The sequence below is a fragment of the Candidatus Kapaibacterium sp. genome, assembly GCA_023957315.1.
Classification (GTDB): domain Bacteria; phylum Bacteroidota; class Ignavibacteria; order Kapaibacteriales; family UBA2268; genus PGYU01.
Genome location: JAMLHE010000018.1, coordinates 12,889 through 38,987 on the forward strand (window position 1 = coordinate 12,889; position 26,099 = coordinate 38,987).

Annotated in this window: 19 protein-coding genes; 15 read left to right on the forward strand and 4 right to left on the reverse strand. The window is 39.2% G+C overall.

All coding sequences use genetic code 11. From position 1 onward, the window contains the following. The first annotated feature begins 157 nt into the window (after nt 1-157). The 5 genes from M9949_13695 (at nt 158) to M9949_13715 (ending at nt 8,581) form a co-directional block, all read left to right on the forward strand. Entirely contained in the window at nt 158-4,540 is a 4,383-nt protein-coding gene (locus M9949_13695; GenBank protein ID MCO5252455.1) for a choice-of-anchor D domain-containing protein, read from the forward strand. Nucleotides 4,541-4,547: 7 nt separating this feature from the next. Continuing rightward, nucleotides 4,548-6,692 (forward strand): OmpA family protein, encoded by a 2,145-nt coding sequence (locus M9949_13700; protein ID MCO5252456.1) that lies wholly within the window; start codon nt 4,548-4,550, stop codon nt 6,690-6,692. 74 nt (nt 6,693-6,766) lie between these two features. Continuing rightward, nucleotides 6,767-7,177, forward strand: a complete 411-nt coding sequence (locus M9949_13705) for a hypothetical protein (protein ID MCO5252457.1) — start codon at nt 6,767-6,769, stop codon at nt 7,175-7,177. Nucleotides 7,178-7,193: 16 nt separating this feature from the next. Continuing rightward, complete coding sequence (locus tag M9949_13710; protein MCO5252458.1) at nt 7,194-7,757, forward strand: YceI family protein; 564 nt, start codon at nt 7,194-7,196, stop codon at nt 7,755-7,757. 11 nt (nt 7,758-7,768) lie between these two features. Beyond that, a complete protein-coding gene (locus M9949_13715) occupies nt 7,769-8,581 on the forward strand; it encodes a DUF5777 family beta-barrel protein (protein ID MCO5252459.1) in 813 nt (270 codons plus the stop codon). 88 nt (nt 8,582-8,669) lie between these two features. Here the strand turns inward: M9949_13715 and leuS are convergent, their stop codons facing one another. Continuing rightward, nucleotides 8,670-11,216, reverse strand: coding sequence for a leucine--tRNA ligase (leuS, locus tag M9949_13720; protein ID MCO5252460.1), 2,547 nt, complete (start codon nt 11,214-11,216; stop codon nt 8,670-8,672). A gap of 62 nt (nt 11,217-11,278) precedes the next feature. Further along, the gene (locus tag M9949_13725) at nt 11,279-12,745 is read right to left on the reverse strand and encodes a DASS family sodium-coupled anion symporter (protein ID MCO5252461.1); all 1,467 of its coding nucleotides are present in this window, start codon (nt 12,743-12,745) and stop codon (nt 11,279-11,281) included. A gap of 341 nt (nt 12,746-13,086) precedes the next feature. On the opposite strand from M9949_13725, the gene M9949_13730 reads away from it, so the two are divergent. From M9949_13730 to M9949_13755, 6 genes are all read left to right on the forward strand, one after another. Beyond that, on the forward strand, nt 13,087-14,745 hold the full coding sequence (locus tag M9949_13730) for a hypothetical protein (GenBank protein MCO5252462.1): 1,659 nt from the start codon (nt 13,087-13,089) through the stop codon (nt 14,743-14,745). Nucleotides 14,746-14,784: 39 nt separating this feature from the next. Continuing rightward, nucleotides 14,785-15,864, forward strand: coding sequence for a branched-chain amino acid aminotransferase (locus M9949_13735; protein ID MCO5252463.1), 1,080 nt, complete (start codon nt 14,785-14,787; stop codon nt 15,862-15,864). Between the two features lie 199 nt (nt 15,865-16,063). Next, a complete protein-coding gene (locus tag M9949_13740; protein MCO5252464.1) occupies nt 16,064-16,216 on the forward strand; it encodes a hypothetical protein in 153 nt (50 codons plus the stop codon). Between the two features lie 253 nt (nt 16,217-16,469). After that, entirely contained in the window at nt 16,470-17,204 is a 735-nt protein-coding gene (locus tag M9949_13745) for a hypothetical protein (GenBank protein ID MCO5252465.1), read from the forward strand. A 57-nt stretch (nt 17,205-17,261) separates the two neighbouring features. Further along, nucleotides 17,262-18,068: a hypothetical protein gene (locus M9949_13750; GenBank protein MCO5252466.1), complete on the forward strand. Its 807-nt coding sequence runs from the start codon at nt 17,262-17,264 to the stop codon at nt 18,066-18,068. Between the two features lie 153 nt (nt 18,069-18,221). Continuing rightward, on the forward strand, nt 18,222-18,776 hold the full coding sequence (locus tag M9949_13755; GenBank protein ID MCO5252467.1) for a BatD family protein: 555 nt from the start codon (nt 18,222-18,224) through the stop codon (nt 18,774-18,776). Nucleotides 18,777-18,924: 148 nt separating this feature from the next. Here M9949_13755 and purH read toward each other — a convergent pair whose 3' ends face one another. Then, entirely contained in the window at nt 18,925-20,478 is a 1,554-nt protein-coding gene (gene purH / locus M9949_13760) for a bifunctional phosphoribosylaminoimidazolecarboxamide formyltransferase/IMP cyclohydrolase (GenBank protein ID MCO5252468.1), read from the reverse strand. 303 nt (nt 20,479-20,781) lie between these two features. Between purH and cysS the strand changes: the two genes are divergently transcribed. Together cysS and M9949_13770 are read left to right on the forward strand one after the other, a co-directional pair. After that, nucleotides 20,782-22,242, forward strand: a complete 1,461-nt coding sequence (gene cysS / locus M9949_13765; GenBank protein ID MCO5252469.1) for a cysteine--tRNA ligase — start codon at nt 20,782-20,784, stop codon at nt 22,240-22,242. Between the two features lie 5 nt (nt 22,243-22,247). Next, a complete protein-coding gene (locus tag M9949_13770) occupies nt 22,248-23,111 on the forward strand; it encodes a DUF2520 domain-containing protein (GenBank protein ID MCO5252470.1) in 864 nt (287 codons plus the stop codon). Nucleotides 23,112-23,205: 94 nt separating this feature from the next. On the opposite strand, the gene M9949_13775 is transcribed toward M9949_13770, so the two are convergent. Beyond that, a complete protein-coding gene (locus M9949_13775; protein ID MCO5252471.1) occupies nt 23,206-24,183 on the reverse strand; it encodes a cytochrome c in 978 nt (325 codons plus the stop codon). 266 nt (nt 24,184-24,449) lie between these two features. On the opposite strand from M9949_13775, the gene M9949_13780 reads away from it, so the two are divergent. Together M9949_13780 and M9949_13785 are read left to right on the forward strand one after the other, a co-directional pair. Beyond that, nucleotides 24,450-25,214 carry a DUF5602 domain-containing protein gene (locus M9949_13780; protein ID MCO5252472.1) on the forward strand — a complete coding sequence of 255 codons (765 nt, stop codon included), beginning with the start codon at nt 24,450-24,452 and terminating at the stop codon, nt 25,212-25,214. Between the two features lie 130 nt (nt 25,215-25,344). Continuing rightward, a complete protein-coding gene (locus M9949_13785) occupies nt 25,345-26,091 on the forward strand; it encodes a hypothetical protein (protein MCO5252473.1) in 747 nt (248 codons plus the stop codon). Nucleotides 26,092-26,099 lie beyond the last annotated feature (8 nt).

Consider the following 26,099-nt stretch of genomic DNA (forward strand, 5'->3'; position numbering starts at 1 on the left):
GCCGTACTGACAAAGCTTATATCGCAACCCCAGTTGCGTATATCATCCCTGATATTGGCGCCCCGGGAATGAATATTTACGTAGAGATAATCGCACCTTATAGGTTTTCAAAACATACGGCAATGACGGTTTTCACCTAAACAACCCTGGTGATAACGTGCGGGTGATTACAGCCAATGCGGCTGATGCGTCCAAAATTACTATCGGACCGATTGCAGTAAGCTGGGACGGCAGAATGATTTCGACTCAGATATTCGTTTCGCATACTTTGTCGCCCAATTCTTTTGAAGCTCTTACCTTAAATCCCGAATTTGTAATACCATTAAAAGTTGTAGTAAATGGGGTAGAATCTGCTCCATTTAATTATTATATAGTGCGTCCGCGACCTTTTTTCAACGGAAATGTCAACCAAACTGATGTGGTTTTTGGTGCGGGAGCTTTGGGCGTGCGTTCTCCGAGAGGGGCAATGATATTTGATTCACTCCAACTTGGTGGCAGAGAATATAAAGTCTCGATGAATGATTGCGACCCGAATTTAGATGGCAACCAAGCTTATTTACCTTTTGTATTATTAAGCAAAGGTCCAATTCGCGGCACAACGGGTACAATTATAAGTGTAAATGCCGGAGAAGAAGGAAATAATTTAGTTCAACAAGGCGGACCCGGCGGTGGCGGTGGTGGTGGCAGTTTTTGCGACTGGACAGGCATGGGTTTTCGCGGTGGTGATGGCTTTACAGGCGGTGGTCCCGGTGGCAGAAATCGTTCAGGAAATCCGGTCACAAGTGATGCGTATGCAGCTGCAGGTGTAGGTACCGGTCCAAATTTGATTGTTGATAATAAAATTGGTGGTTATAGTATAAATGCTGTCCTCGGTGGTACAACTCCTGCATACGAAGCTGCTGCAGGTGGTACAGGGCATCCTTTCGGATTATCAGGTACAGGATGTAATAGTGGTAATAGTTGCGAACCCGATGGGGGATTTGGTGCCGGAAGCGGTTACCAACAAAATTCTCCGGGCGGTGCAGCCGGTTATGCTACCATAGGGCAAGGCGGCAGAGGGAACACGAACGGCTTTGTTCATGGTAATGATATGGTCGTTCCGATAGCAGGTGGTTCAGGAGGATCCGGAGGAAATCCACAATGTGCTTTTGACTGTTCTGCTGCAGGTGGCGGCGGTGGCGGTGCCATACGCCTTTTTGCTTCAAGCATCGAGTCTATCTCAGTGAGTGCTAAAGGCAAAGGCGGCGCAATTAACGGTTGTGGCGATAGCCAAGGTGGTAGCGGCTCCGGTGGGCATATTGGTCTCCATGCCAAATCTAATATAACAAATATTGGAATAGAGGTCGCAGGAGGAACAAATACAAGAGGTTCGGTCACTACAACAGGTGGAGCCGGACGATTTCGTTATGATGTGCTAACACAAGGTGGCTTAACTACTTCACCCGCGAATGCTTCAAATTTTCGCGGAATTGTAACTGACAGCTCCAAATGGGTTACTCGTGATTTTACTCTACGCGGGTTTCAGAATTCTAGCACTCGCCAAGGCAAGACTGAATTATATATGAAATCTGAAAGTACAGATTGGACTTTAATTGGCGAAATTGCTGAGGATTTTTCGGGCATTTGGAACCAAAACATTACATTGCCTGAACCTGACAAAATATTTTATCTCGTAGCGGTTCAAGAAATAAAAAATCCATCGAGTATTGATTATGTTGCTGTCCCTACTCATATTATGTCCCAGTCTGCTGCAAATATTTTCCTTGTTGATCTCAACGCTAAAGGTATTTTCCCCGATAAAGCCGAATATTCAGGCATTCATTGTTTGGGAGATACTTTGACATTTGCTTTTGAAATTGAAAATGAAGCTACTGCAAATAATAATTTATTGGTGACTTTAGATGATGTTAATTGGATGTTTGGAAATAACGGATTTTGGATTGATTCTCCCATAGGTGATATTAGTATCGCTCCCGGAGATAAAATCGAAGTGGTTGTTAAATATCAATATTTGGGTGGTGATAAAACTTTTATTTCAAATCGCCTCAGAATTCCTAATAACGACCCATTGCAAAATCCTGCTTTAGTGGACATTTTTGTATCGGATGTTGACGAGCCCGAATTATCTACAATCGGTGTCAATCCCGATGATTTCACATTCCCTGAAACTCGAGTCGGTCAATCATCAGATATAGTCGTCGTTTTACGAAATACAGGCACAACGCCACTGAGATTTGAAAATTTCCCGAGCATTGGCAATCCTTTTTCGGTTGTTTCCATGTTTCCAGCACCACCAACAACCATTGCAATAGGTGCTGAATTTGAAGTGACAGTTAGATTTACTCCAACATCTGAAGGTGATTTCAATGCAATTCTGAATTCGATTGCAGTCAAAAGTGATATTAGTTGCGATGCCGAAAATAATACTGAACTCTTTGGCACTGCTGTCCAATCAGCTTTGGATATTGACAAATATTTAGTTGATTTCGGTCGTGTGCCGCATTGCATGGTAGCATTCGATACTATTAAAATCCAAAATACAGGAACGACAGACATCACATTTTACTTGCCGGATATAGATGGAGTAGATTCCGATATGTTTACAATTACGAATCAGGTCGAGTATCCTATCACGCTAAATGCGAACGAGAATCCACCTTCAGGATTTACAATCGCATTGAAATTTGACCCTATGGGCTCGGCAACAGGTGCGAAAAATGCTCGTTTGGTACTAACTACTGATGACCCTGAAAATAGCCCGATTGAAATCACTCTTACAGCCGAAGTTATGGGATTCAATGTTACGGCTGCTCCGCCTTCAATAGATTTCGGAAATGTTTACGTTGGATTCGAAACTGAACGGCAAATTGTAATGACAAACAATGCCGATTTCGAGGAATTTATTTCTTCTCTGTCGGTTCAATTCCCGGGATTAGTTGCAGGAGCGCCGAACCCACTGACTATTAGTGGATTTGGTGATTCGGAGTTTACAGTGACCTTGATTTCCGAATCTGCCGGCATTACGAATGGTTCGATTAAAGTTTATTTCGATAAGCCATGTATTGATTCTCTCGAAATTCCTATCAGAGCAAACGGTTTGCTGTCATACCCAACAATTATGTTTGAGGATGAAGTGGTATTGAGTTTTCCTACACCAAACACTGTCACTAAAGTTGATACTTTGGAAATGGGTGTATTCCCGCCATGTATCGTTGACCCGATTCGCCATCTTAAGATTTTTGATTATCTGAACAATTCGTCCGCTCCATACATAATTATGAGCGAAAACTTGATTGATGCAACCGGAAGATTTTTTAGTGACCAATCGGCTATCAATCCACCGGATACTATCAATCCTACATTCAATCAAACCGGTGCTCAAATTTACTTTGATTCCGATGGTGCTGCAGATGGTGAGTATCTCGCCGAATTTAGAGTTGATATTTATAGAAACGGAAATATCGAAACTTATTCATACATTTTAAGAGCTGTAGTTATTTCAGGTGAAATTACTACCAATCCATTGGCTATTAATTTGAATGCTTTCGTTGGCGATTCTGAAAATGGAGAGTGGACTTTGGTCAATCAAGGACCTTGGAATGTTCAAATTATGTCGGTCAATTTCACAGGCGACCCGACTGTATGGAGCTATACACCCGACCCGACTAATTTTGTATTGGATGCTTTTAGTAACAATACTTTGACAATGAGTTTCACATTTACTCCTCAAGACGAAATTGATTATCCTGCAACAATGGAATTGGTGCTTAATGTTGGCGGTTGCGAACGCATTGTATCGTTTGATTTGAATGGTGCTGGCTCACCATCATTTGCGATGTCACTTAGAATGCCGGACTTAATAGCCGACCCGACCGACGATAATTTCAAAGTTCCGATTTATGCCAGAGTTGACATGGTTAATCCAATTACAGACCAATTCATTCTCGAATCAATAATATTGAGCTTCAATCGCAGCCTTTATTATCCTGTAGCTGTGAGTAATGGGCAAATAGTCGGTGAAAATTATATCGGCAATCAACGCATAGTTGAGATTCGGGTTCCAATAGAAACAACTATGCTAAACAATAGCGTAGGGCAGGAATTTATTTTGACCGAATTAACCGGATATGCAATGTTGGGCAATGAAAAATCTACAATACTTGAACTCGGTGATATTGCTCATAATTATGGCTCACGAGTGAAAGAAATCGCTACAACTTCGGGCTCGATTACAATCGAAATTTGCGAGGAGGGCGACGAACGTCTGTTAGAGAGAAATGAACCATTCTCGGCTGTTTTGTCGCCTAACCCCGCTAACGGCTTTGTGAAAATGACTCTTCGAGCACTCGAAAAAGGCACACATACTATTTCAATCAGAGATTTGAACGGCAATACAGTTCATACTGAATATTTAAATACAAATCCGGGCGGAATTTACGAATTGACTTTTGGAATCGAATCATTGCCATCAGGCTTGTATTATACCGAAATCAGTTCGCCAACGCAAGTTCTTACTTTACCAATTATGATAACCAAATAACGAGGAAATGATGAGAAAATATTTTTTAATTTTAGCTTTAATTATAACTACAATTTGTCTTAATGCTCAAGAAAATCGAAATGTAATTTTTTATTGGGGTGCATATGGCGGACTAAATCTGAATATGCACACTGCTGACTTTCAACAATTGCCCGGATATCCTAATTGTTGCCCAAAATTTACAGGCGGCAATGGTACCGGATTCGATTTCGGAGCCTTGTTTGAATACCCTTTGCAAAGCAAACTAAACATTACTGCACGCATTGGGCTTAACTCGCTTGGTGCAGATTTATCCGAAACTCAAATCATCGGTAATTCGGAACTTGTATCGAGCACTCCACCTCATGAAACAACTGGTGTAGCCAACGCCGAATCGGAATATTTGATTGAATCGTCGCTGCAAACTTTTTATATCGAACCCGGTGTGGATTACGAATTTGTAAAAGGCTTCCTGCTTTCGGGCGGTTTCAGGCTTGGATTCCTAATGGAAGGAACTTTCGACCAATCAGAAACTTTGCTCACTCCAAATGATGTGATTTTCAAAAATGAACAATCCCGAATCCGTAACGAAAGCCAAGGCGATGAAATACCGGGTTTGCCAGGGACTTTATTTCATCTTTACCTCGGATTGGGTTACAAAGTGCCGATTGGACCAAATTCATTTTTGGTTCCCGAAGTTAGATATTATCAAGCTTTGAATAAAATTTCATCTGAATCTTGGTATGCTTCAAATCTTAAATTAGGTGTGGCGGTTAAATTCCCTGTTTACGAAAGTCAAGAAATGAAAAGAATTCAAGAGTACAGATACGAACGCGATACTTTGACAAATTATGTTGTTGGATTGAAATCACCAAGCATTAAATTGATTTCAGAAAGTCGAAAGAGCCTCTTCAACATGCTCGACCCGTCAACTGAGGTAGAAATCATCACAGTTACCGAAAATTATTTGCAGGAATTGCCCAAAGATGCCTTACTTAATGTCGCTCTGAATACTTACGGATTATCAACGGACGGTGCCGTTGTCGAGAATCCTACAATAATTATCGAAGAAATTGAATCGGAGGAATTATTTCCCGTATTGCCATATGTCTTTTTTCCCGAAAACTCGTCTGATTTGAATTCCTCACGACTGAATTTGCTCACAAAATCACAGCAACCCGAATTTAGTATGGATGAATTACCATGGGCAACATTAGAAATTTATTCGCACATGCTTAATATCGTCGGTAAAAGGCTGCAGGAAAATCCATCAGCAAAAATCACATTGACCGGAACTAACAGCAACTCTAATTCCGAACGTGGCAACACAGAACTTTCGCGTCAAAGAGCGAATAATGTAGCTAAATATTTAGAGACTGTGTGGGACATTAATCCAAACCGAATGACAATCCAAGCTCGCAATTTACCCGAATTCCCGGGCAATGTTGACCGTCCCGAAGGCGTTGAGGAAAACCGCAGAGTCGAGATTAGTTCTAATAATTCAGCGATTCTGAGTCCTGTCAGTATGAAAGATATTATTCGCAAAGCGAATCCTCCAACATTGATGGCAGACCCAATCGTCCAATCTGACGCGGGAGTAGCCGAATGGAGCATCAATATTATGCAAGATAATGTATTATTGCGTGAGTTCAAAGGTACCGGCAACCCTGAAAGAGTAAGGTGGGACATCGAAATAAAACCAATCCCGACTTTGGAAAGACCCGTTCAAATTAATTTGGATGTTAAGGATAATTTAGGGCAAATTGGCTCTGTTACTGATTCTCGCGACATTAAGCAACTTACAATTCGCAAAAAACGCTTTGAAATGAAAGATGATAAGCGCGTCGAAAAGTATTCTTTAATTTTGTTCGATTATGATAAGGCTGATATTAAAGGAGTTAACAAATCAATTGTTGATGAAATTAAGAAAAAAATTGAGCCAAATTCCAAAGTTACAATTTTGGGATACGCAGATAGAACAGGTGAATTCGAATATAATCGCGAACTTGCCGGCAGACGTACGGCAGAAGTGCAAAAAATATTAAAGGTAAAACCCGAGAATTTGGCAATTAGAAATATCGGCAGCGATATTTTGCTTTTTGATAATAATTCGCCTTTCGGTCGCAGCTATTGCCGTACCGTTCAAATTATTGTCGAAACCCCGGTTAATTAATTATTATTAACAAATGTAAAGTATTTGATTAAATTCGTCAATATAAATAGTAGTAAAAATAGATAGGAGTCACTGTGTTTCAGAAATTATTAATTATTGGAATTTTTGCAATATTTATTGCTTCATGCGAAGAAGGAATTGTGAGCGAATGTCCTACAAATTTGGATGATGTCAAATTTGTAGCTACTTTCTCTTCGATTCAGACAGAATTATTAACGAAGAATTGTGCACTTTCCGGTTGCCATGCAGGTTCTATTCCTGCCGGTGGCTTGGTTTTGACATCGGAAGTGGCATATAATAATATTGTTAATAAAATTGCATTCGGTGAAACAATGTATATCGAACCCGGTGACCCCGATAACAGCTATTTATACCAAAGAGTTAATACAAATACAAGCAGCGTAATGCCTCCAACCGGAAAACTACCTCAATACATGATTGACACATTGAGAGTGTGGATTGAAAACGGAGCTTTAAATAATTAATTAAGGATTTAATGAAATGAAAAACCTAATATATATAATAATATTTCTTGTGGCATTTAATTTTGCTAATGCTCAAGAATATCAAGTAGATAAGACGAAGAAGAATCTTGTCAAATTCACCTCAGATACACCGGTTGAAAGTTTTGACGGCGTGACAAACAAGATTGACGGTTATCTTTACATGAAATCAGATAATTTGAAAGATGCCGAGATTTATTTCGAGGTTGATTTGAATTCCGTTGATACAGGAATCGGGCTTAGAAATCGCCACATGCGCGAAGATTATTTGCATACCGATAAATATCAATTTACTAATTTCAAGGGCAATATTACATCAGTCAAAGACATTTCTCAAACCGAATTTGATGTTGTGGTCAACGGTAAAATATTTATTCACGGCGTCACTCGCGATATTAAAATCGATGGTAAAATATATAAAGTGCCAAACGGCTATCAGCTAAAATCGCAATTTATCGTAAAATTGCCTGATTATAATATTAAAGTGCCGAAATTTATGTTTGTTCGTATCAGCGAAGATATTCAACTTACGCTTGATTTTTTTGTAAAAAGCAATAATTAATTGGGGAGACCATGAAATATTTTGTAATATTATTTTTATTTATTTCTTGTATAATTGCCTATTCGCAACCAAGTTGGCAACGTGAAGCACCTGCTGAATTGCCATTGCAACTATTTTCATCGCCTGATGCATTAAATTTGCCCACAACGGAAACTTTGCAAAAAGGCGATATTTATTTCCATATTTCGCATAAATTTCTTGTGCCTGTTTCAGAAGGCATTGATGAACTTTTCGGCTTTGACGGCAGTATCTATATGCGTTTAGGCTTAGGCTACGGAATTGCGGATAACCTCTTTGCACAATTAGGACGTAGTAATTTAAATGGAAATATAGACTTACAGCTAAAATGGAAAGTTTTGGAAATTAATAGCGATGTTTTGCCCTTAGCAATTGCTGTGAATGGTGGCGTCGCTTATAATTCCAAAGTTGTGAACGAACCGGCGGATAAATCGAGACTGTGGCAATATTACGGTTTCATTATCGCAAACACTATGGTTGGCAAGTCGCTCGGATTGGGGATTTCACCCGGATTTTTGTACAATGCTAATTTGTTTTGCGAAGAGCCAATCAATTCCTGGACAATGGGAGCATACGCCCAATACTTTTTCGATGAGCGCTGGAGCGTGATTGCCGAAGCGAACCCGACATTGAACGGTTGGAGGCAATTCTACAACACATACTCGCTCGGAATGGAAATTGAAACTGCGGGACACTTCTTCAAAGTGGCGCTCTCCAACAACGTTTACACTAACTTCTCACAATTTATGACAGGGTCAGTGGATGACAAACTCCACATCACTTTCCTCATCACCAGAGTATTATAATTCGAATAAATAATTAAATAATTATTTATTAAAATAAAAAAGGGAGATGAAAAATAATATTCATCTCCCATTTTAAATAACATAATTTTTAAACGATAAAATTAATCAATTTATTCTTTACGAAAATTACTTTGCGAATTTCTTTGCCGTCAATATGCTTTTGGACGGCTGAATCTTCGAGTGCGAGTGCTTCTAATTCTTCTTGGGCCAAATCAACATTTACTTGAATTCTAGCGCGAATCTTGCCTCCGACCTGCACAACAAATTCAATCTCGTTCCGCACGATTTTTGCATCATCATAAGCCGGGAATACCTCGAACACGACACTTTGCGTATGACCCAAAATCTGCCAAAGTTCCTCAGCTATGTGAGGTGCAAATGGCGCCAAACATAGGACAAATTTCTTCATCGCATCTAATGGCTTGACTTCCGCTTTCGTGAACTCATTCACAAAAATCATCATCTGTGCAATCGCCGTGTTGAAGCTCAAATTCTCGATATCGTCAGCAACTTTTTTGATTGTGTAATTCAATACATATTCTTGCTCGGGGTTCAATGCAGTATCAGCAACCTTTGGAGAGAGTGTCCCTTCGTCGCTTGCAATCATTCTCCAAGCACGATTCAGGAAATTAAACACACCTGTTATATTGTTGGTTTGCCATGGCTTAACAGCTTCCAAAGGACCCAAAAACATTTCGTACAATCTTAGCGAGTCTGCGCCATATTCTTTCACTATATCATCAGGATTGACAACATTCCCGCGAGATTTTGACATTTTTTCGCCATCTTCACCCAATATCAATCCTTGGTGGAACAGCTTCTTGAACGGTTCCGGAGTGGAGACATAGCCGTAATCGTAAAGTACCTTATGCCAAAAACGTGCATAAAGCAAATGCAAAACGGCATGTTCGGCGCCACCAACATATAAATCAACCCCCGACGGCGACATCCAGTAGCGTTCTTTGTCTGAATCGCAAAAAATATCGTCGTTATGCGGGTCAATGTATCGCAAATAATACCAACAGCTCCCAGCCCATTGTGGCATAGTGTTAGTCTCGAATTTCGCCTTTTTTCCGGTCTTTTTGTCAATGAAATTGACCCATTTTTCGACGTTAGCCAAAGGTGATTCGCCCGTTCCGGCAGGTTTGAAATGCTCAACATCGGGCAAAATCAAGGGCAGTTCATCATTTTCGAGCGCTCGTTTAGTGCCATCCTCGAAGAACATTATTGGGATTGGTTCGCCCCAATAACGCTGCCGAGAAAACAGCCAATCACGCAATTTATATTGAATTTTCCCTTTGCCGATATTTTTAGATTCCAACCACGTTATAATTGTCGAAATAGCTTCTGTTGTGGGCAATCCGCTTAATTTCACTTCAGAATTTTCAGAATTAACGGAAAATCCATTTTTTTCTGTAAAAGCGGAAGTCATTATGTCCCAATCATCGCTATCTTTAGGCTTGACGACCATTTTAATCGGAAGTTTCATCTGTAAAGCGAACTCATGGTCGCGCTCGTCATGTCCGGGTACAGCCATGATTGCACCTGTGCCGTATTGAGCCAAAACATAATCTGCAATCCAAATTTCAATTCTTTCGCCTGAAGCTGGATTGATGGCATATCCACCTGTAAAGACTCCCGTTTTTTTCTTTGTCAAATCTTGGCGTTCGATGTCGCTTTTCAAAATCGAAACATCAATATAATCCTGAATCTTGCTTTTTTGCTCATCTGTTGTCACTTTACTGACCAATTTATGTTCCGGCGCAAGCACTAAATAAGTAGCACCGAAAACAGTATCAGGGCGAGTTGTGAAAACTGTGATGACATCACCTGTTTCAGCAACGAATTGAATTTCGGCACCTTCGCTTCTGCCAATCCAATTCAATTGCATATCGCGAGTAGAGTTGGGCCATTCGACCAAATCCAAGTCGTTAAGCAATCTTTCGGCATAGGCTGTGATTCGGAGCATCCATTGGCGCATTGGCTTCTTTTCAACGGTGTAGCCCTTGCCTTTCCATTCCTCAACTTCCTCATTCGCCAAAACTGTGCCTAAGGCTTCACACCAATTCACGGGAATCATATCAATGAAAGCTAATCTTTTGCTGTCAATGTAATCGTCGATTTCTTTCTGCGATTTTAAATTTTCGGGAATTGGCAATTCGCTTATTGGACGCGATTTAGCCGCTTTATCATCATACCAGGAATTGTAAATCATCAAAAACATCCATTGAGTCCACTTGTAGTAATTCGGCTCTGTGGTATTAATTTCGCGTGACCAATCATAACTTAAGCCCAGCAAATTAAGTTGGCGCTTGAAATTGTCAACATTCGCTTTGGTGGCATCAATCGGGTGAATTCCCGTTGTCATGCTATATCGCTCGGTAGGCAAACCGAAAGCATCGAATCCCATCGGATGCAACACGTTGAATCCCTTCATTCGCTTAAATCGCGCTATGATATCAGTCGCCGTGTAGCCCTCAGGATGCCCGATATGAAGCCCTGCACCACTTGGATACGGGAACATATCAAGTACGTAAAATTTTGGTTTATCGGTAGATTCGCCTGTTTTGTAAACTTCGTTTTGCAACCAATACAATTGCCATTTTTGTTCTATTTCACTGAATGAATAAGCCATTTTCGTAATCTGTTAATTCTACAATATACAAGCTACAAATATACGCTTTTTTAGCCGAACTATCAGTTACCGAAAACACTTGTACCAAATAACTTAAACATGCCCGTAATGACGAGCACACCTATTAAATTGAGAACTATACCCGCTTTCATCATCTGTTCGACTTTGATTTTGCCCGAACCGTAAACTATTGCGTTTGGTGGAGTTGCTACCGGCAGCATAAATGCAAAAGATGCGGATAATGTTGCGGGCAACATCAAATATAGTGGATTTATGCCACCTGCTATCGCCGCTGCTGCAAGAATTGGCAATACGGTGTTAGTTGTTGCAGTGTTTGATGTTAATTCAGTCAGGAACGTTAAAAGCAGACAAACTGTCAATGTTAGTATTAATGGGTGAATATCGGTAATTCCGGTCAAAACGCTGCCGATTACTTCGGACAATCCCGATACTGTAAAACCTTTGGCAAGAGCAAATCCTCCGCCAAAAATTAAAATCACATCCCATGGGATTTTCATGAATACTGTATCTTGTGAAAGTCTGTGTGGACGCTTTTTAGCTGGTATTATAAACAATAGCAATCCCGAAAAAATCGCTATCGTGGCATCGTCAATCATATCGACAAATGGGAGCAATTGCCCCCAACCCGGTAGCATCAATTCTCCAATTTCGAGATTTGTCCTTGTAAGCCACAACAGCGCTGTCATCCCGGCGATTATTGCAACCATCTTCTCCTCAAACGCCATTTTACCGAGTAATTTGTATTCTTCGCGAATTACGTCATTATTCATCACGAGTTCGGGCGATGGCTTGTATAAAATTTTTGTCAGAACAATCCACGCTAAAGCTAACATTATCATAGCAATCGGAAATCCAAACAAAAACCACGAGCCGAAAGTAATTTCACCGGCTTCAGGGAAATTCATTTCATAAATTCGTTTGAAAATCAAGTTTGGTGCTGTACCGATAAGAGTCGCTACGCCACCGATTGATGCCGCATAGGCAATCCCAAGCATCAAGCTGAGGCTAAATTCTTTCGTAATTTCGGATTTGAAACTTTCTTCTACTTTCAAAATTATTGCCATTCCAATCGGCAGAAGCATCACAGTGGTGGCTACATTGGAAATCAACATCGAAATGAAAGCTGATGCAATCATAAACCCGAGAACAATTCCCGAAGGACCTTTGCCAATCACCAAAATGGTTTTGAGAGCCAATCTTCGGTGCAAATCCCACCTTTGCATTGATAGCGCTATCAAAAATCCGCCAATATAAATCGCAATTGTAGAGTTGAAGTACTCTTTGGCGGTTTCAGTGGCATTGATGATGCCCAATAATGGGAATAGCAGCAGCGGTACAAGGGATGTCGCTGCCAATGGCAATGCCTCAGTCATCCACCAAATACCCATCAACACTGCAATTGCAGCCATTCTCGATGCTACCGGTTCATCGCTGACCGGAAAGATTAGCAGTATGAAAAACACTATTAAACCTAATACCAGCCCGCCATCTTTGTAACTATATTTCATCTATTAAGTAAAATTGGTTATATGAAAATTTTCAAAATTTAATGAAGCAATTGAGACAACAACGGATACCAAGATACTAAAAAAGTACATATTAACAGCCTAGCTTTGTCAAAAAAATCATGAAGCTATACAACATGTTCAAAGGTGTTTTTAACTGAAAATTCTGTTAAAGCATTGAAAATAAAGCAAATAATGGCAAATCATCTGTTTTCTTGTGTTAACATTTTTTAAAATTTATGACATAAAATTCATATAAGTGCTTTTTTCATTTTGTTATACAATACATTGTTTGTAATTTGGAATATGTTTTAGATGTAAATTTGAAAAAAGGTTTAAAAAAGATGAAAAAATTATTGAGTTTAGTGCTTTTTGTGTCTTTTGCATTTGTATCATGTGCTGAAAAGGAAGTAATAGAGGAGCCTAAGATGAGTGATGAACACGCTATGGTCATTGAAAGAATCAATGCTTATGCACCCGTGACGCTCAAAACTGATTTGTCCGGGCTTACTGAACGCGAAAGAGCGCTCGTTGCCAAACTTATCGAAGCCGGGAAAATTATTGACGAAATTTTCTGGGAACAATCCACACACGATGCAATCAAAACGCGCGATTCGCTGATGGCTTTGAATACTGATGAAGCGAAAGATTTTCTCAAGTATGTCATGATTAATTACGGTCCATACGACCCACTTTACGATAATGACAGATTTGTGGGCTCAGGAGCTGCGAAAAGACCCCAAGGTGGCGGATTTTACCCCGAAGACATGACTAAAGAAGAGTTTGACGCATTTATTGCAGCTAACCCTGACCAAGCAGAGGCTTTCAAGAGCCAATATACTATCATCGTACGTGACAATGGTACGCTCAAAGCTGTTCCATACCATCAAATGTATGAAAAGACCGAAATGCTCGCACGTTTGCTCGACGAAGCCGCAGAACTTGCCGATAACCCATCTCTCAAAAAATATCTGCAATTACGAGCTACGGCAACAAGAACAGATGATTACTACGAAAGCGATTTGGCGTGGATGGAACTCGAAGGCAACAATGTTGATGTGGTAATCGGTCCAATCGAAAATTATCAAGATGAATTATTCAACTACAAAACTGCTCACGAAGCCGTTGTATTGGTAAAAGATTTTGAAGCTACAGCCGAACTTGAATTGTACAAAAGCAACATGCAAAATTTTGAAAATTCATTGCCCCTTGAAAATAAATTCAAGCAAAAAAATATTGGCGAAGGCAACGTAATTCAAGTCGTTAATGTTGTTTATTTCGGCGGAGATTGCAACCAAGGCGTGAAAACAATTGCTTCTGCTTTGCCAAACGACCCGAAAGTTGCCGAAGCCAAAGGCAGAAAACTCTCCATGTTCAAAAATCATATGGAAGCCAAATTTGATAAAATCGTAGCGGAAATCGGCAAAACTTTGCTGACACCGGAACGCAATAAATACGTTGACAAAAAAGCATTCACAAGTTTTGTCACTCTGCACGAAGTTTCGCACGCTTTGGGACCAAAATATGTAAGCGGCAAAAAAAATATGGAAATCAGAAATGCTCTGAAAGAGAGATATTCGGCTATCGAAGAATGCAAAGCTGATGCATTGAGCATGTACAATCATAAATATTTGCTCGAAAGTGGTATCAAAGACCAAGAATATATCGAAAAAGCAAAAGCAACCTATCTCGCAGGGCTTTATCGTTCAATTAGATTTGGCTCGGGTGCTCATTACAACGCAAATTTGGTTCAGCTGAACTATCTCAAAGAGCAAGGAGTAATATTTACAACTGCCGAGGGCAAACTTGATTTGAACGATGATTTATTTTTTGAAAAAATGGGCGAATTAGCCAATTTAATACTTATGACACAAGTGAACGGCGATTATGACAAAGCCGGCGAAATTTTGGCAAAATACGCTGTACTAACTGACGATTTGAAAAAAGAAATTGAAATATTAAAAGCAATTCCGAGAGATATTGCAACTGAATATATTTATTAAGATTTAACCGAATAAATAAAAATTATTAAGGAGAAAAAAATGGCAAATATTAAAATTACAAAAACACAAGTATCAAAGCATAATAGTGTGAATTGGGATAATCTCGGGTTTGGAGTTTATTTATCCGACCATATTTATGTTTCAAATTATAAGGACGGAGAATGGAACGAAGGCGAAATCATTCCATACGGACCATTTCCGTGCGAACCTGCTATGTGCACTTTGCATTACGGACAATCAATTTTCGAAGGGCTGAAAGCATTCCGCTCTGTTGATGGTTCCGTGAATTTATTCCGAATTGACAGAAACGCCAAACGTCTGAATCATTCAGGCTCGCGGGTCGTTATTCCACCTTTCGACGAGCAACAATTCATGGATGCCTTAGTCCAATTAATCAAAGTGGACCACCATTGGGTGCCACGCACCAGAGGGCACTCACTCTACATTCGCCCCGTAGTTTTCGGTGACGGCAACTTCTTAGGTGTACATTCATCAAAAACTTTCAAACACATAATCATGACATCGCCCGTTGCATCCTACTATCCTGAGGGAATGGCGCCCGTGAAAATTTCAGTAGCCAAAGATTTCGTTCGTGCAGTACGAGGTGGACTCGGCACAGCAAAGACCGCAGGCAACTACGCTGCATCGCTATTGGCGAGCGAACAAGCAAAAAAAGCGGGTTACTCGCAAGTGCTATGGTTGGACGGTGTCGGCAGGCATTTTGTGGACGAAGTTGGGGCGATGAACATAATGTTCGTAATTGACGGCACTTTGATTACGCCGCCACTCGCATCAGGCTCGATATTGGAAGGCGTTACGCGCGACACAGTGCTCACACTTGCCAAAGATTTCGGCATTCCGATTTCCGAACGGTCAATCGCCATCGAAGAAGTATTCGATGCACATGCCGAAGGCAAATTAAACGAAGTCTTCGGAACCGGAACAGCAGCAGTTATTTCCCCCGTCGGGCAATTGCACTACAACGGCGAAACAATTGTCATCAACGATATGCAAATCGGCGAATATGCAAAAAAATTCTACGACCAAATCACCGGCATCCAATACGGCGAAATCGAGGACAAACACGACTGGATAATAAATATCAAGCATTTCGATTAATTACACATAATCACCAAATTTCCAAAGCCCACAAAATTAATTTGTGGGCTTTTTTGTTATAAAGTGAAGTCCTGTTAGTTGTTACAACTGACAGCAAATGAGCAATGATTATTTTTGCTTTTTACACGTCTTTGTTGTAAGTTTGTAAAATGGTAAATATTTAGGAAGATAGACTTATTAACTGTTGAATTTGAAAGATATGAAGACGACTGAAAAAACATTTGACGCTGTAAAATATATGCGCCAACAGAGAGATAGATTGAGTGAAAAGCTATCCAAAATGACAAAAGAAGAAATCTTGGAATACTTCAAAAAACGCAATACACAGACTAAGACCAAGCCTTGTGCGTAGCACCTTTTTTGTATCAACTTTGTTACAAAGACAGCACCAACAAAGCCCACAGATTAATTTGTGGGCTATTTTTATTAACGTCACGTGGTGTCATTGTTATAACGACGGAACCAACATAGCCATGAATTCATGGGTTGAGGGGAGATTATTTTTATTATTCATTTCAATTTGGTAAGTTTGTATGTGGAGTATTTCTAATAGCAATTTAACATATTGTAGTTTTTTGAATAAATCGAATTATAAGGAGAATATTATGAAAACAAAATTAGAAACAATTAATGAATTGGAAAAGGAACTTCCGTTTATTAAAGACCTTTACAAAGACAATTGTGTGAATTGGACTGGAAAAACAAAGGATACAGATGAATTTTACACAGAGATTATTGCAAATGAATTGTTGAGAAATTTGAAAGAATTTGACAAAATACCCACTGTTACAAGGACAGAATCATATTATAGAGAGAATCATTGCAACATTGAAATTGATATTTGCGAAAGTAATAGAAATGAAGAAATATTTGCTAAGCGAATTACCGGGCTAAAATTAGAAGGTTTAGGATTAATAAAAGACTATCAAATCCCTTTAAAAGATACATTACAAAATAGTGGTCTCGGGAAAATTGATTTGATTTCATTTAACGATAATACCAAAACATTATATTTAATAGAACTAAAATATGAAGCAAATAAAGAGACCTTATTAAAGGCAAGTCTTGAAAGCTTTACATATTTTAAAGTTGTTGATAAAACCAAGCTAATAAACGATTATTTTAATAATCAAAAATTCATTTTAAACAAAGTTTTCAACCCTGTTGACCCTGATACTATAAAAGTAAAACCTGCAGTATTAGTCGTTCCCGGCTGCAAAGCTTACGATGAATTGGAAGAAGTTGAAATTGGTGATAGACCAAAAATGAAAGCCTTAGCTCTTGCACTCGATATTAGCTATTTCACTTTCGAGTTCTATCCACGTGAAATCAGACTTTAAGAAGCATTTTGGCATATATAAACTAATTAACAATAGTTCTTAGGAGACCGAGTAATTATGAAATTCAGCTATGAGACAAAAGCACGACTGGCAAACTACAAAAAGACAAATTTTCCTGACTTTCCAGACGGATTTTGGAGAATGAATAAGAAATCTTATCATCACATTTTACCTGAGGACAAGAGAGATCACAATTTACTACCGACATACAGGAAGGCACTTGTCGAATACTTAGAAAAGAAACATATCAAACTTCATATGGACTTTCACCATTTGAACTCCTCACAAGCAATGTGCTTCAATTTTTTCTTCCCTCTTTATATAGAACGGAAACTTGAACTGATAACTGAGTTTCTTGGACTTGCAAACGAAACCGTAAATTACGACACAGTTTGCTTCGAGAAGAAAGGCATAGAGGCACAATTTAACAGAAGACCAACATGTTTTGATTTCTTCTTTGAGACGATGTCGGGAAAAAAATTACACTTTGAGATAAAGTACACAGAAGAGGAGTTTGGAAAAGCTAAAATCAATTCCCAAAAGTTTGACGAAGTTTATTCAAAGTTTTTGAGACCACTCAAACCATCTTTTCACGATACACGGAAATTCTTTAGTAATTATCAAATTCTAAGAAACTTAATTCACATTGACGACAATTCTTACGTAATTTTCATTTACCCTGAGGGCAATGACAAAGTTAGAAGCGGAGCAGAAAGAGTAAAAACGGAATTCTTAGAATCAAATTACCACGGACATTTTTTTGCTGCAACTTGGGACAAACTCTTTGTCAGTGTTTCAAATTCCACGACTAATCAATCTATTCAACAACAACTTTCGGGCTTTAAAGAAAAGTATTTATTATAACGAAAAGCAACTTGATAATTTATTAACATAGCCCACGAATTCATTCGTGGGATAATGATTTTGATTGTTCCCAAAACTAAACAAAAAATTTGTATTTGAATTGTCGCGAAAATATTTATTTTTGTATTATCTTTTCAAATTTCGAGGTTTATAATGAATCATATAGTTATTATGATTAGTATGCTTATTTTAATAACAAGTTCAATATTTGGGCAAAGTGTCAAACTTACAACTGATAAAGACTATTATGAATTCGACGAAATTATTAAAGTTGAAATTACAATTGATTTTAAAGAAGATTCGGTATTGATGCCGGATTTCGAGAGTTTTGTGATTGTATATGGTCCAACAACATCATCCTCTATGACTATAACAAGTGGAAAAACTTCAAGAACAACTACTTGGAATTATCATTTACGTCCAATTGTTGGTGGTAATCAAACAATTAATTCTCCGGTTTTCATTTTTAAAGACGAGACTTATCAAGACAATGACAAAAGCATCAGCATATCCGATGGTAGTTTGGGTAAACAAGAATTGGAAAGGCTTAAATTTGAACATTTCATTGACTTGGCTAAGCCTAATGATACGTATAGATATACGATTGGAGATGAGTTTGGTTATATAGAGATTCGTAGTAAAGGTAATTGGATAATACACCGAAGGTTGACAAAAGATGAAATGGATATAATTCGAAAAGTAGAATGAGCTATCCGTTCCGTCTTTGTTACAAACCCATCAAAACAAAAAAACCACGAATTCCTTCGTGGGTTATGTTTTTTTCTTGCACCCTATCCTTCGGAGAGGGTAGGGGTAAGGTTCTTTGTCTTAATTTTTCGGATTTGGTTATTCCCCCTCAATGCTTAAAGTGTCTCATCCCCGTGAATATCATTGCTAAGTTGTTGGCGTCGGCGGCTTTGATGACTTCTTCGTCGCGAACTGAACCACCGGGCTGAATAATTGCTGTGGCTCCGGCTTTGGCTGCTTCCATCAAGCCGTCTGCAAAGGGGAAGAATGCGTCTGATGCTACGACGGTGCCATCAAGGTCGAGCCCCATCAATTTTGCTTTTTCGACTGCGATTCTCGACGAATCCACACGCGACATTTGCCCGGCACCGATTCCCATTGTCCGGTCGTCGGCACAATACACAATGGCGTTCGATTTTACGTGCTTGCAAATTTTCCACGCAAACATCAAGGCTTTATACTCGGATTCGCTCGGTTTGCGCTGTGTGACGATTTGCATTTTGCTTTCGTCGAAAAGTTCTTTGTTTTCATCTTGCAACAAAAATCCACCCACTACCGAACGAACATCAGTACCTGTGAAATCAGGAATTAAGTCGTAATCGGCTTTGATTAAGCGTCTGTCTTTCTTGCGGGTCAGCAGTTCTAATGCGTCGTAGCTGAAATCGGGTGCAATTATGACTTCTGTGAAAATATCGTGCATCGCAAGTGCCGAATCAAGGTCTATTTTGCGATTCACGGCAATTATCCCACCGAATGGCGAAACCGTATCTGTGGCAAATGCTTTTTGGTATGCTTCTGCAAGTGTGGTAGCAGTCCCGACTCCGCATGGATTTGTATGCTTTATAATTGCTACAGTCGGCTCGTCAAATTCGATTATCAGCTTTGCAGCGGCGTTTATATCCAAAATATTATTGAACGACAGCTCTTTTCCGTGAATTTTCGCGAACACTTTGCTGAATCGTCCCAACAGTGCCGCTTTTTGATGCGGGTTTTCGCCGTAACGCAAGTCGTATTCTTTGTTTACAGGGATTGTCATTCGTGTTGGGATTTCGATTTTGTTGAATTTGTTCAGATATTGCGAAATCAGCGAATCGTAATAGGATGTGAGTGAGAACACTTCTCCGGCTAATTTTGCACGAAATGCTTCGGGAATCGTGTTGCCATTTTTCTTCATCAATTCGATTATTTCGTCGTATTGCTCGGGATTGACGACAGGCAATGTCCATTTGTAATTTTTGGCAGCAGCGCGCAACATTGTGGGTCCGCCGATGTCAATATTTTCGATTAATTCCTCGTGAGTCGCATTGTCGTTGTAGTAAACCTCCTCGAATGGGTAGAGATTGACGATTAGCAAATCAATCGAAGTGATTGCGTGCTCTTGCATTTGCTTCAAATGGTCGGGCTTGCCTAAGTCTGCTAATATTCCTGCGTGAATGTTTGGGTGCAAAGTTTTGACTCTACCGCCCAAAATTTCCGGGAAATCGGTCATCTCACTCACTGATTTCACGGCGACACCGTTTCTATTCAATAGGTCTGCCGTGCCACCTGTGGAAAAAATTTCGACCCCGAGTGAGACCAATTCCTTGCTGAATTCTACAATACCGCTTTTGTCCGAGACTGATATTAATGCTCTTTTAATTACATGCGAACTTGAGTTGCTCATATTAACTTTTCCAAAATAATTTTTTCAATTTACATTTATAAAGAATTTAAAATTACGGATTGATTAACAAAATAAAAAATTTACTTTTCATTTTAGTCATATCATATGAATTCATGTCACGTCAGTTGTTGTAATTGAAGAATAGGGATGAATCTTGTATTATAGTCGTTTTTGTAGCAATTGACGATTCACTAACTATAGAACAACTGACGAGACGGCAAAATTTACTTTTCATTTTAGTCATATCATATGAATTGAATCGTCATTGCACTTGAATTTTAAATTTAGAAGAATGGAAACGAAATGAAAATCAAACTATATAACTCGCTAAGTAAGACAATCGAAGAATTCGAGCCAATTTCGGATAACACTGTTCGCATGTATTCGTGCGGTCCGACGGTGTATAACTATGCCCACATCGGCAATATGAGGGCTTTCCTGATGGCAGACCTCTTGCAACGCGTGCTCAGAGTGGTCGGAAAATATGATTTGCAATGGGTAATGAACATCACCGACATTGACGACAAGACGATTCGCGACAGCCGAATCGGCTCCGAAGCGTGGTTACCGGAAATGGGCGAGCAAACCGAATCTGCAATTGAAAATTTGAGAATGTTAACTGAGTTTTATTTCGATTCCTTCACAGAGGACATTTCGAGTTTGGGGATTGACGTCGAAGATTTCTACGCTTTGCCCGCTGCTACCGATTATATCGAGGAAATGCAGACTTTGATTAAACAAATCATCCAAAATGGATATGCTTATGTTGCAGGTGGCTCGGTCTATTTTGACGTCGCTAAGTGGAGACAGAGCGATGTTTATGGCAAACTTTACAAAATTGATTTCGAAAATTTCAAACCTGGTACCAGAATTGATGCCGACGAATATGAGCGCGAACATGCTTGCGATTTTGTGCTGTGGAAAGCGCCCAAAGAGAGCGAGCCACAGTGGGATTTTGAAATTGACGGCAATAACTATCCCGGGCGTCCGGGCTGGCACATCGAATGCTCGGCGATGGAATATGAATTGCTCGGGCTGCCTTTTGATATTCATACCGGTGGGGTGGACCTGAAATTTCCGCATCATGAAGATGAAATCGCTCAAAGCAAAGCCGGTTACGGTTGCGAGCCTACCAGTTATTGGGTGCACAATGATTTTCTGGAAGTCGAAGGCGAAAAGATGTCCAAATCCGCAGGAAATTTCTTTACTTTGCGTGATTTAATCAACAAATCTCTCGACCCGCTCGACATAAGGTTTGCGATGCTTTCGGCTCATTATCGCACAAAATATAATTTCACTCATGATGGCATTTCGGCTGCTCGCAAAGCAAGAATGCGAATTCAAGAATATATTTACGATTTGATGGACGATTCAAATTTAGGAAAAAATGCTTTCGACGTTGCTAAATTACGCGATTCGGTTTTTGGCGAATTGGGCAATGACTTGCATACACCCAAAGCTTTGGCTAATTTGTTTGTTTTTATGAATGAAAATAAAGCAGCAGATGCCGATTCTGAATCTAAAAATGAAATGCTTGCGTTTCTGAACGAACTTAATCATATTTTTGCCATTTGGCAATTTGAGCAACGCCCAACTACGGAAAAGCTAATTCCAAGCGAAATAACTGAATTAGCCGAAGCAAGATTGCAAGCTAAAAAGGATAAAAATTGGGCATTAGCGGATGAATTGAGAGCGAAAATCATTGATGCTGGATATTTAATTAAAGATTCGAAAGATGCTTTTGAAATAGAAATTAATCCTTGATAAATATGAAATTTGGAGTTATCGGCACAGGAAAATTAGGCACAAGTTTAATTAAATTATTATCGAAGGATAATAAATTAAGCTGGCTTGTAGCACGGTCGAATTCGAGTTATGACAAAATTACGCAATTAGCAGGGACATCAACAGTTTATCGCTCAATTAATACGATAGATATAAATTGCGATTGCATATTCATTTGTACCGATGACAAGAATTTATCCGGAGCAATTCAGAAATTGACTGCTAATAATGCTATCAATCATGCTATAACATTTTATATACATTGTGCAGGTTCCATCGGAATTGATATTTTCCAGCCATTAATTGATAAGGGTGCAAATGTAGCAGCCTGCCATCCATACCAAACCTTTTTTGCCGAAAATATTTCATCATTCAATAATATTCCTTGGGGCATTGAATCAAGTGATGAAATTTATTCAACGGTTGAATTAATAATTGCATCGCTAAAGGGAATTCCGGTTAGATTGAGTGCTAATGTGCTGAAACAAAAGTCTTTATATCACCTATCGGCAGTAGCTTCATCCAATCTAATGACGGCAGCTATTCAATTAGCAAAGCAAATAGCTGAGACATCAGGAGTTGATTCCTCTGTATTTTTGCCCGAAATCTTGAAAACAACTCTCGAGAATAATATTAATAGTTTGGGCGATAAGAGTTTTCCCTTGACGGGACCAATCGCAAGGGGTGATGTTGATGTAGTTAAATCGCATATCGAAAAATTAGCCCAACAGCCTCATTTGCGAGATGCTTACATTGCTATGTCATTAGCAACTGTAACTTTAGCTTATTCTGAACAGCTAATTGATGAATCAACTTATAATTCTTTTCTCGGAATATTAAATGGTTGATTAATATTAATTATCATGCTTTTAGACATTAAAAATTACAAAAAAAAGGACGCTTTTATACGCGTCCTTTTTAAGTTTAAATGAAGAATTAATCTTATTTCTTGGCTGCTGTGATTAATGTCACTTGGTTGTCAACAGGAGGGAGACTTCGTAAATAAGCGTAAATTGCCCTCAAATCTTCTTCATCCATGCCACCATACATTTGCCACGGCATAAATGTTTGAAATTCGCCGGGTTTGACAGGGTGAGGCACATAAGCACTATCAACGAAAGATTTGAATTTATTGACAAATGCTTCCTCTGTCCAACTTGCTAAACCTGTCGCATGAGGCGTAAGGTTTGGAGTTCTCATTAGTGTACCGTCAGGAAATGTGAATTCCCGTCCTCCGGCTAATAATTCGCCAACAAATTTTCCTTTTTCAAATTTAGTGTGGCAATCTGCACAAGCAGCGGCATTTGTCAAATATTGTCCGTATTCAACAATACTTGATTTCGACGGCATAGGCTGCAAATCTGCTTCAACAGGAATTGTCCGCATAATTAAACTCATCGGGAAATCTGCTTTTGATTCCGGATGATTAGTTTCAATCGGTTCCAAAGTACGAAGATATGCAATAACCGATTTGATGTCCTCGGGGTCCATTTTGCCATAATTCATATATGGCATTACGGGGAAAATCGGGTCACCGTCACGATTTACACCTGTAGTTAATAATCGGAACAATTCACCGTCAGTCCAATCCCCAATCCCGAATGGAGTAATATTCTTAGATACAAACACTCCCGGGAAACCCATTGATTGGTCAAAAATATCACCTCCGGCAGCCATCGTTCCCGGTTTAGGTGGTCCCGCAAAAAGCGAGAAATCTCTTTCTGCATGGCAATCCATACATAGCATCACATGGTTTGCTAAGTATTTGCCTCGCTCTACACGTTCATCGGTTAATTCAACCTTCAAATCCTGTGCAGCTGATATATTCGGCAGAAAATTGGATATATAAATAAACAATCCGCTGATTATTACTATAATTACAACGATTGCAATTGCTGCTATACGTAAACCTTTGCTCATAAAAACACTCCCTGAATTTAAAACAAAAAATTTAATTTGTAAAAATGCTTACTTTAAACATAAAAAAAATTATAATACGTAACGAATAAAATTTAGTTTCAAACATAAAAAAAATTTTAGTTCCAGGCAATTATTTTGTTTGTCCGCAAAAATTTTTCCTACTATGAATATTTTTTTAAAAAAAATTTTGTGAAAACTAAAATATTTATTACGTTTGTGTATGTTAATTTTCTGTTAAGTCTAACTTTTTATAAGGGAATGCTTTTATGTATAGATTGATTTTATCACTTATTGCGTTATTCGCAATTGTTTTGGTTTCATGTTCTGATGATGCCACAAATAATTCTAAAGCCGGAACATTTTATTCCGAAACTAAAGTACTCGGAAACGGGAATGCCAAAAGTTTCGTAGAATTGGACAATTCGGGCAATCCTGCTGCGATTGGAATTGTTTTCAGCGAAACTTCTTTAGAAGGGCTTGGAGACCAAATGTCCGAATTGGTTTTATCCGTTCCTGCGCAAGCCGGACCAACAAATGTAAAGCATATTTCAATTGATTGGAGTCCAATGGGACACGAACCACCCGGAATTTATGATGTCCCACACTTCGACATACATTTTTATATGATTGATGAAGTAACTCGTGACGGTATCTCCGGAATAGGAGAGGATGAGGAAAAAGCTTATAAAATGCCTGAAGCTGACTACATAGCCGAAGGGTATATGATACCTCAGGGAAGTGTTGTTATCCCCAAGATGGGGCTTCATGCTATTGATATGACTTCACCAGAACTCAATGGTGGTACTTTTACCGAAACTTTCATATATGGCTATTACGACGGCAAAATGCACTTCTATGAGCCGATGATAACAATAGAATATTTGAAAACTAAACCAAATTTGGACAAAGCTATCAAAAAACCTGCAAAATATCCGGCGGCAGGTTGGTATCCGTCTAAAATGAATATCACTTTCAATGAAACAAACAAAGAATATACTGTGAAATTGAGCGGTATGGCTGAATATAAGTAATCATCTTGTGTATGTGTTTATAAACGAAAGCTGCTTCTCTGAGGCAGCTTTTTGTTTTAGTTTGAAATCGTTCATAAAATCATATTCCTCTTGCTTCGTGTAAAATAGCTTTAAATAGAGGATTATAAAAATGCAAAATAGATATTTCGTAGCGAAAAAGTTAAAATTCATACTTGTACCGATTTTATTTGTGTTCATGGGCTTCATCGGCGTTCAAGCTCAGATGAAAACTTTGGACGAGCAAGTTCATTACTATTCGGAGCGATATAAAGTGAATTGCACAGACGAGAAAATCACTGATAATTTCGGCAACGGGCACCCTGAATTATACGGTACACGAAATATGCGCCCCATTTTACATGGCGTAGCTTATCGTGGCGGTGCAAATAACTACTACCACAATACCGCCAAACGCGACAATCACAATCCTTTGCCTCCCGACGGTATGATGAATTTGTGCATCGAAGGCTTCTCGGATGCTGTCTATCTTTACTCCAAGAACTTTGATTCGTCTGAAAAGCAACTCGAAGCCAACGGCAATACTCTAAATTACCACCAGATTACGGGCAATTCAAAAGCTGAAATCAAGCAAATCATTCAGATGGTTTATGATGTTATCAATCGTAAAAACGAGGGTCCAATCTATTTCCATTGTTGGAACGGATGGCATCAATCTGGCTACGTTTCAGCATCAATTTTGAAGCAATTTTGCGACTATGATAGCGACGAAGCCTACGATTATTGGATGCGAAACACTGACGGAGTCAACAAAGGCTACGACAATGTAAAGCAAATGGTCCGAAATTTCGAACCATTTGCTGAATTTACAATCTCTGCCGAAACTAAGACACTAATTTGCCCTTGTAGAGCGAAGTGATTTGGCGG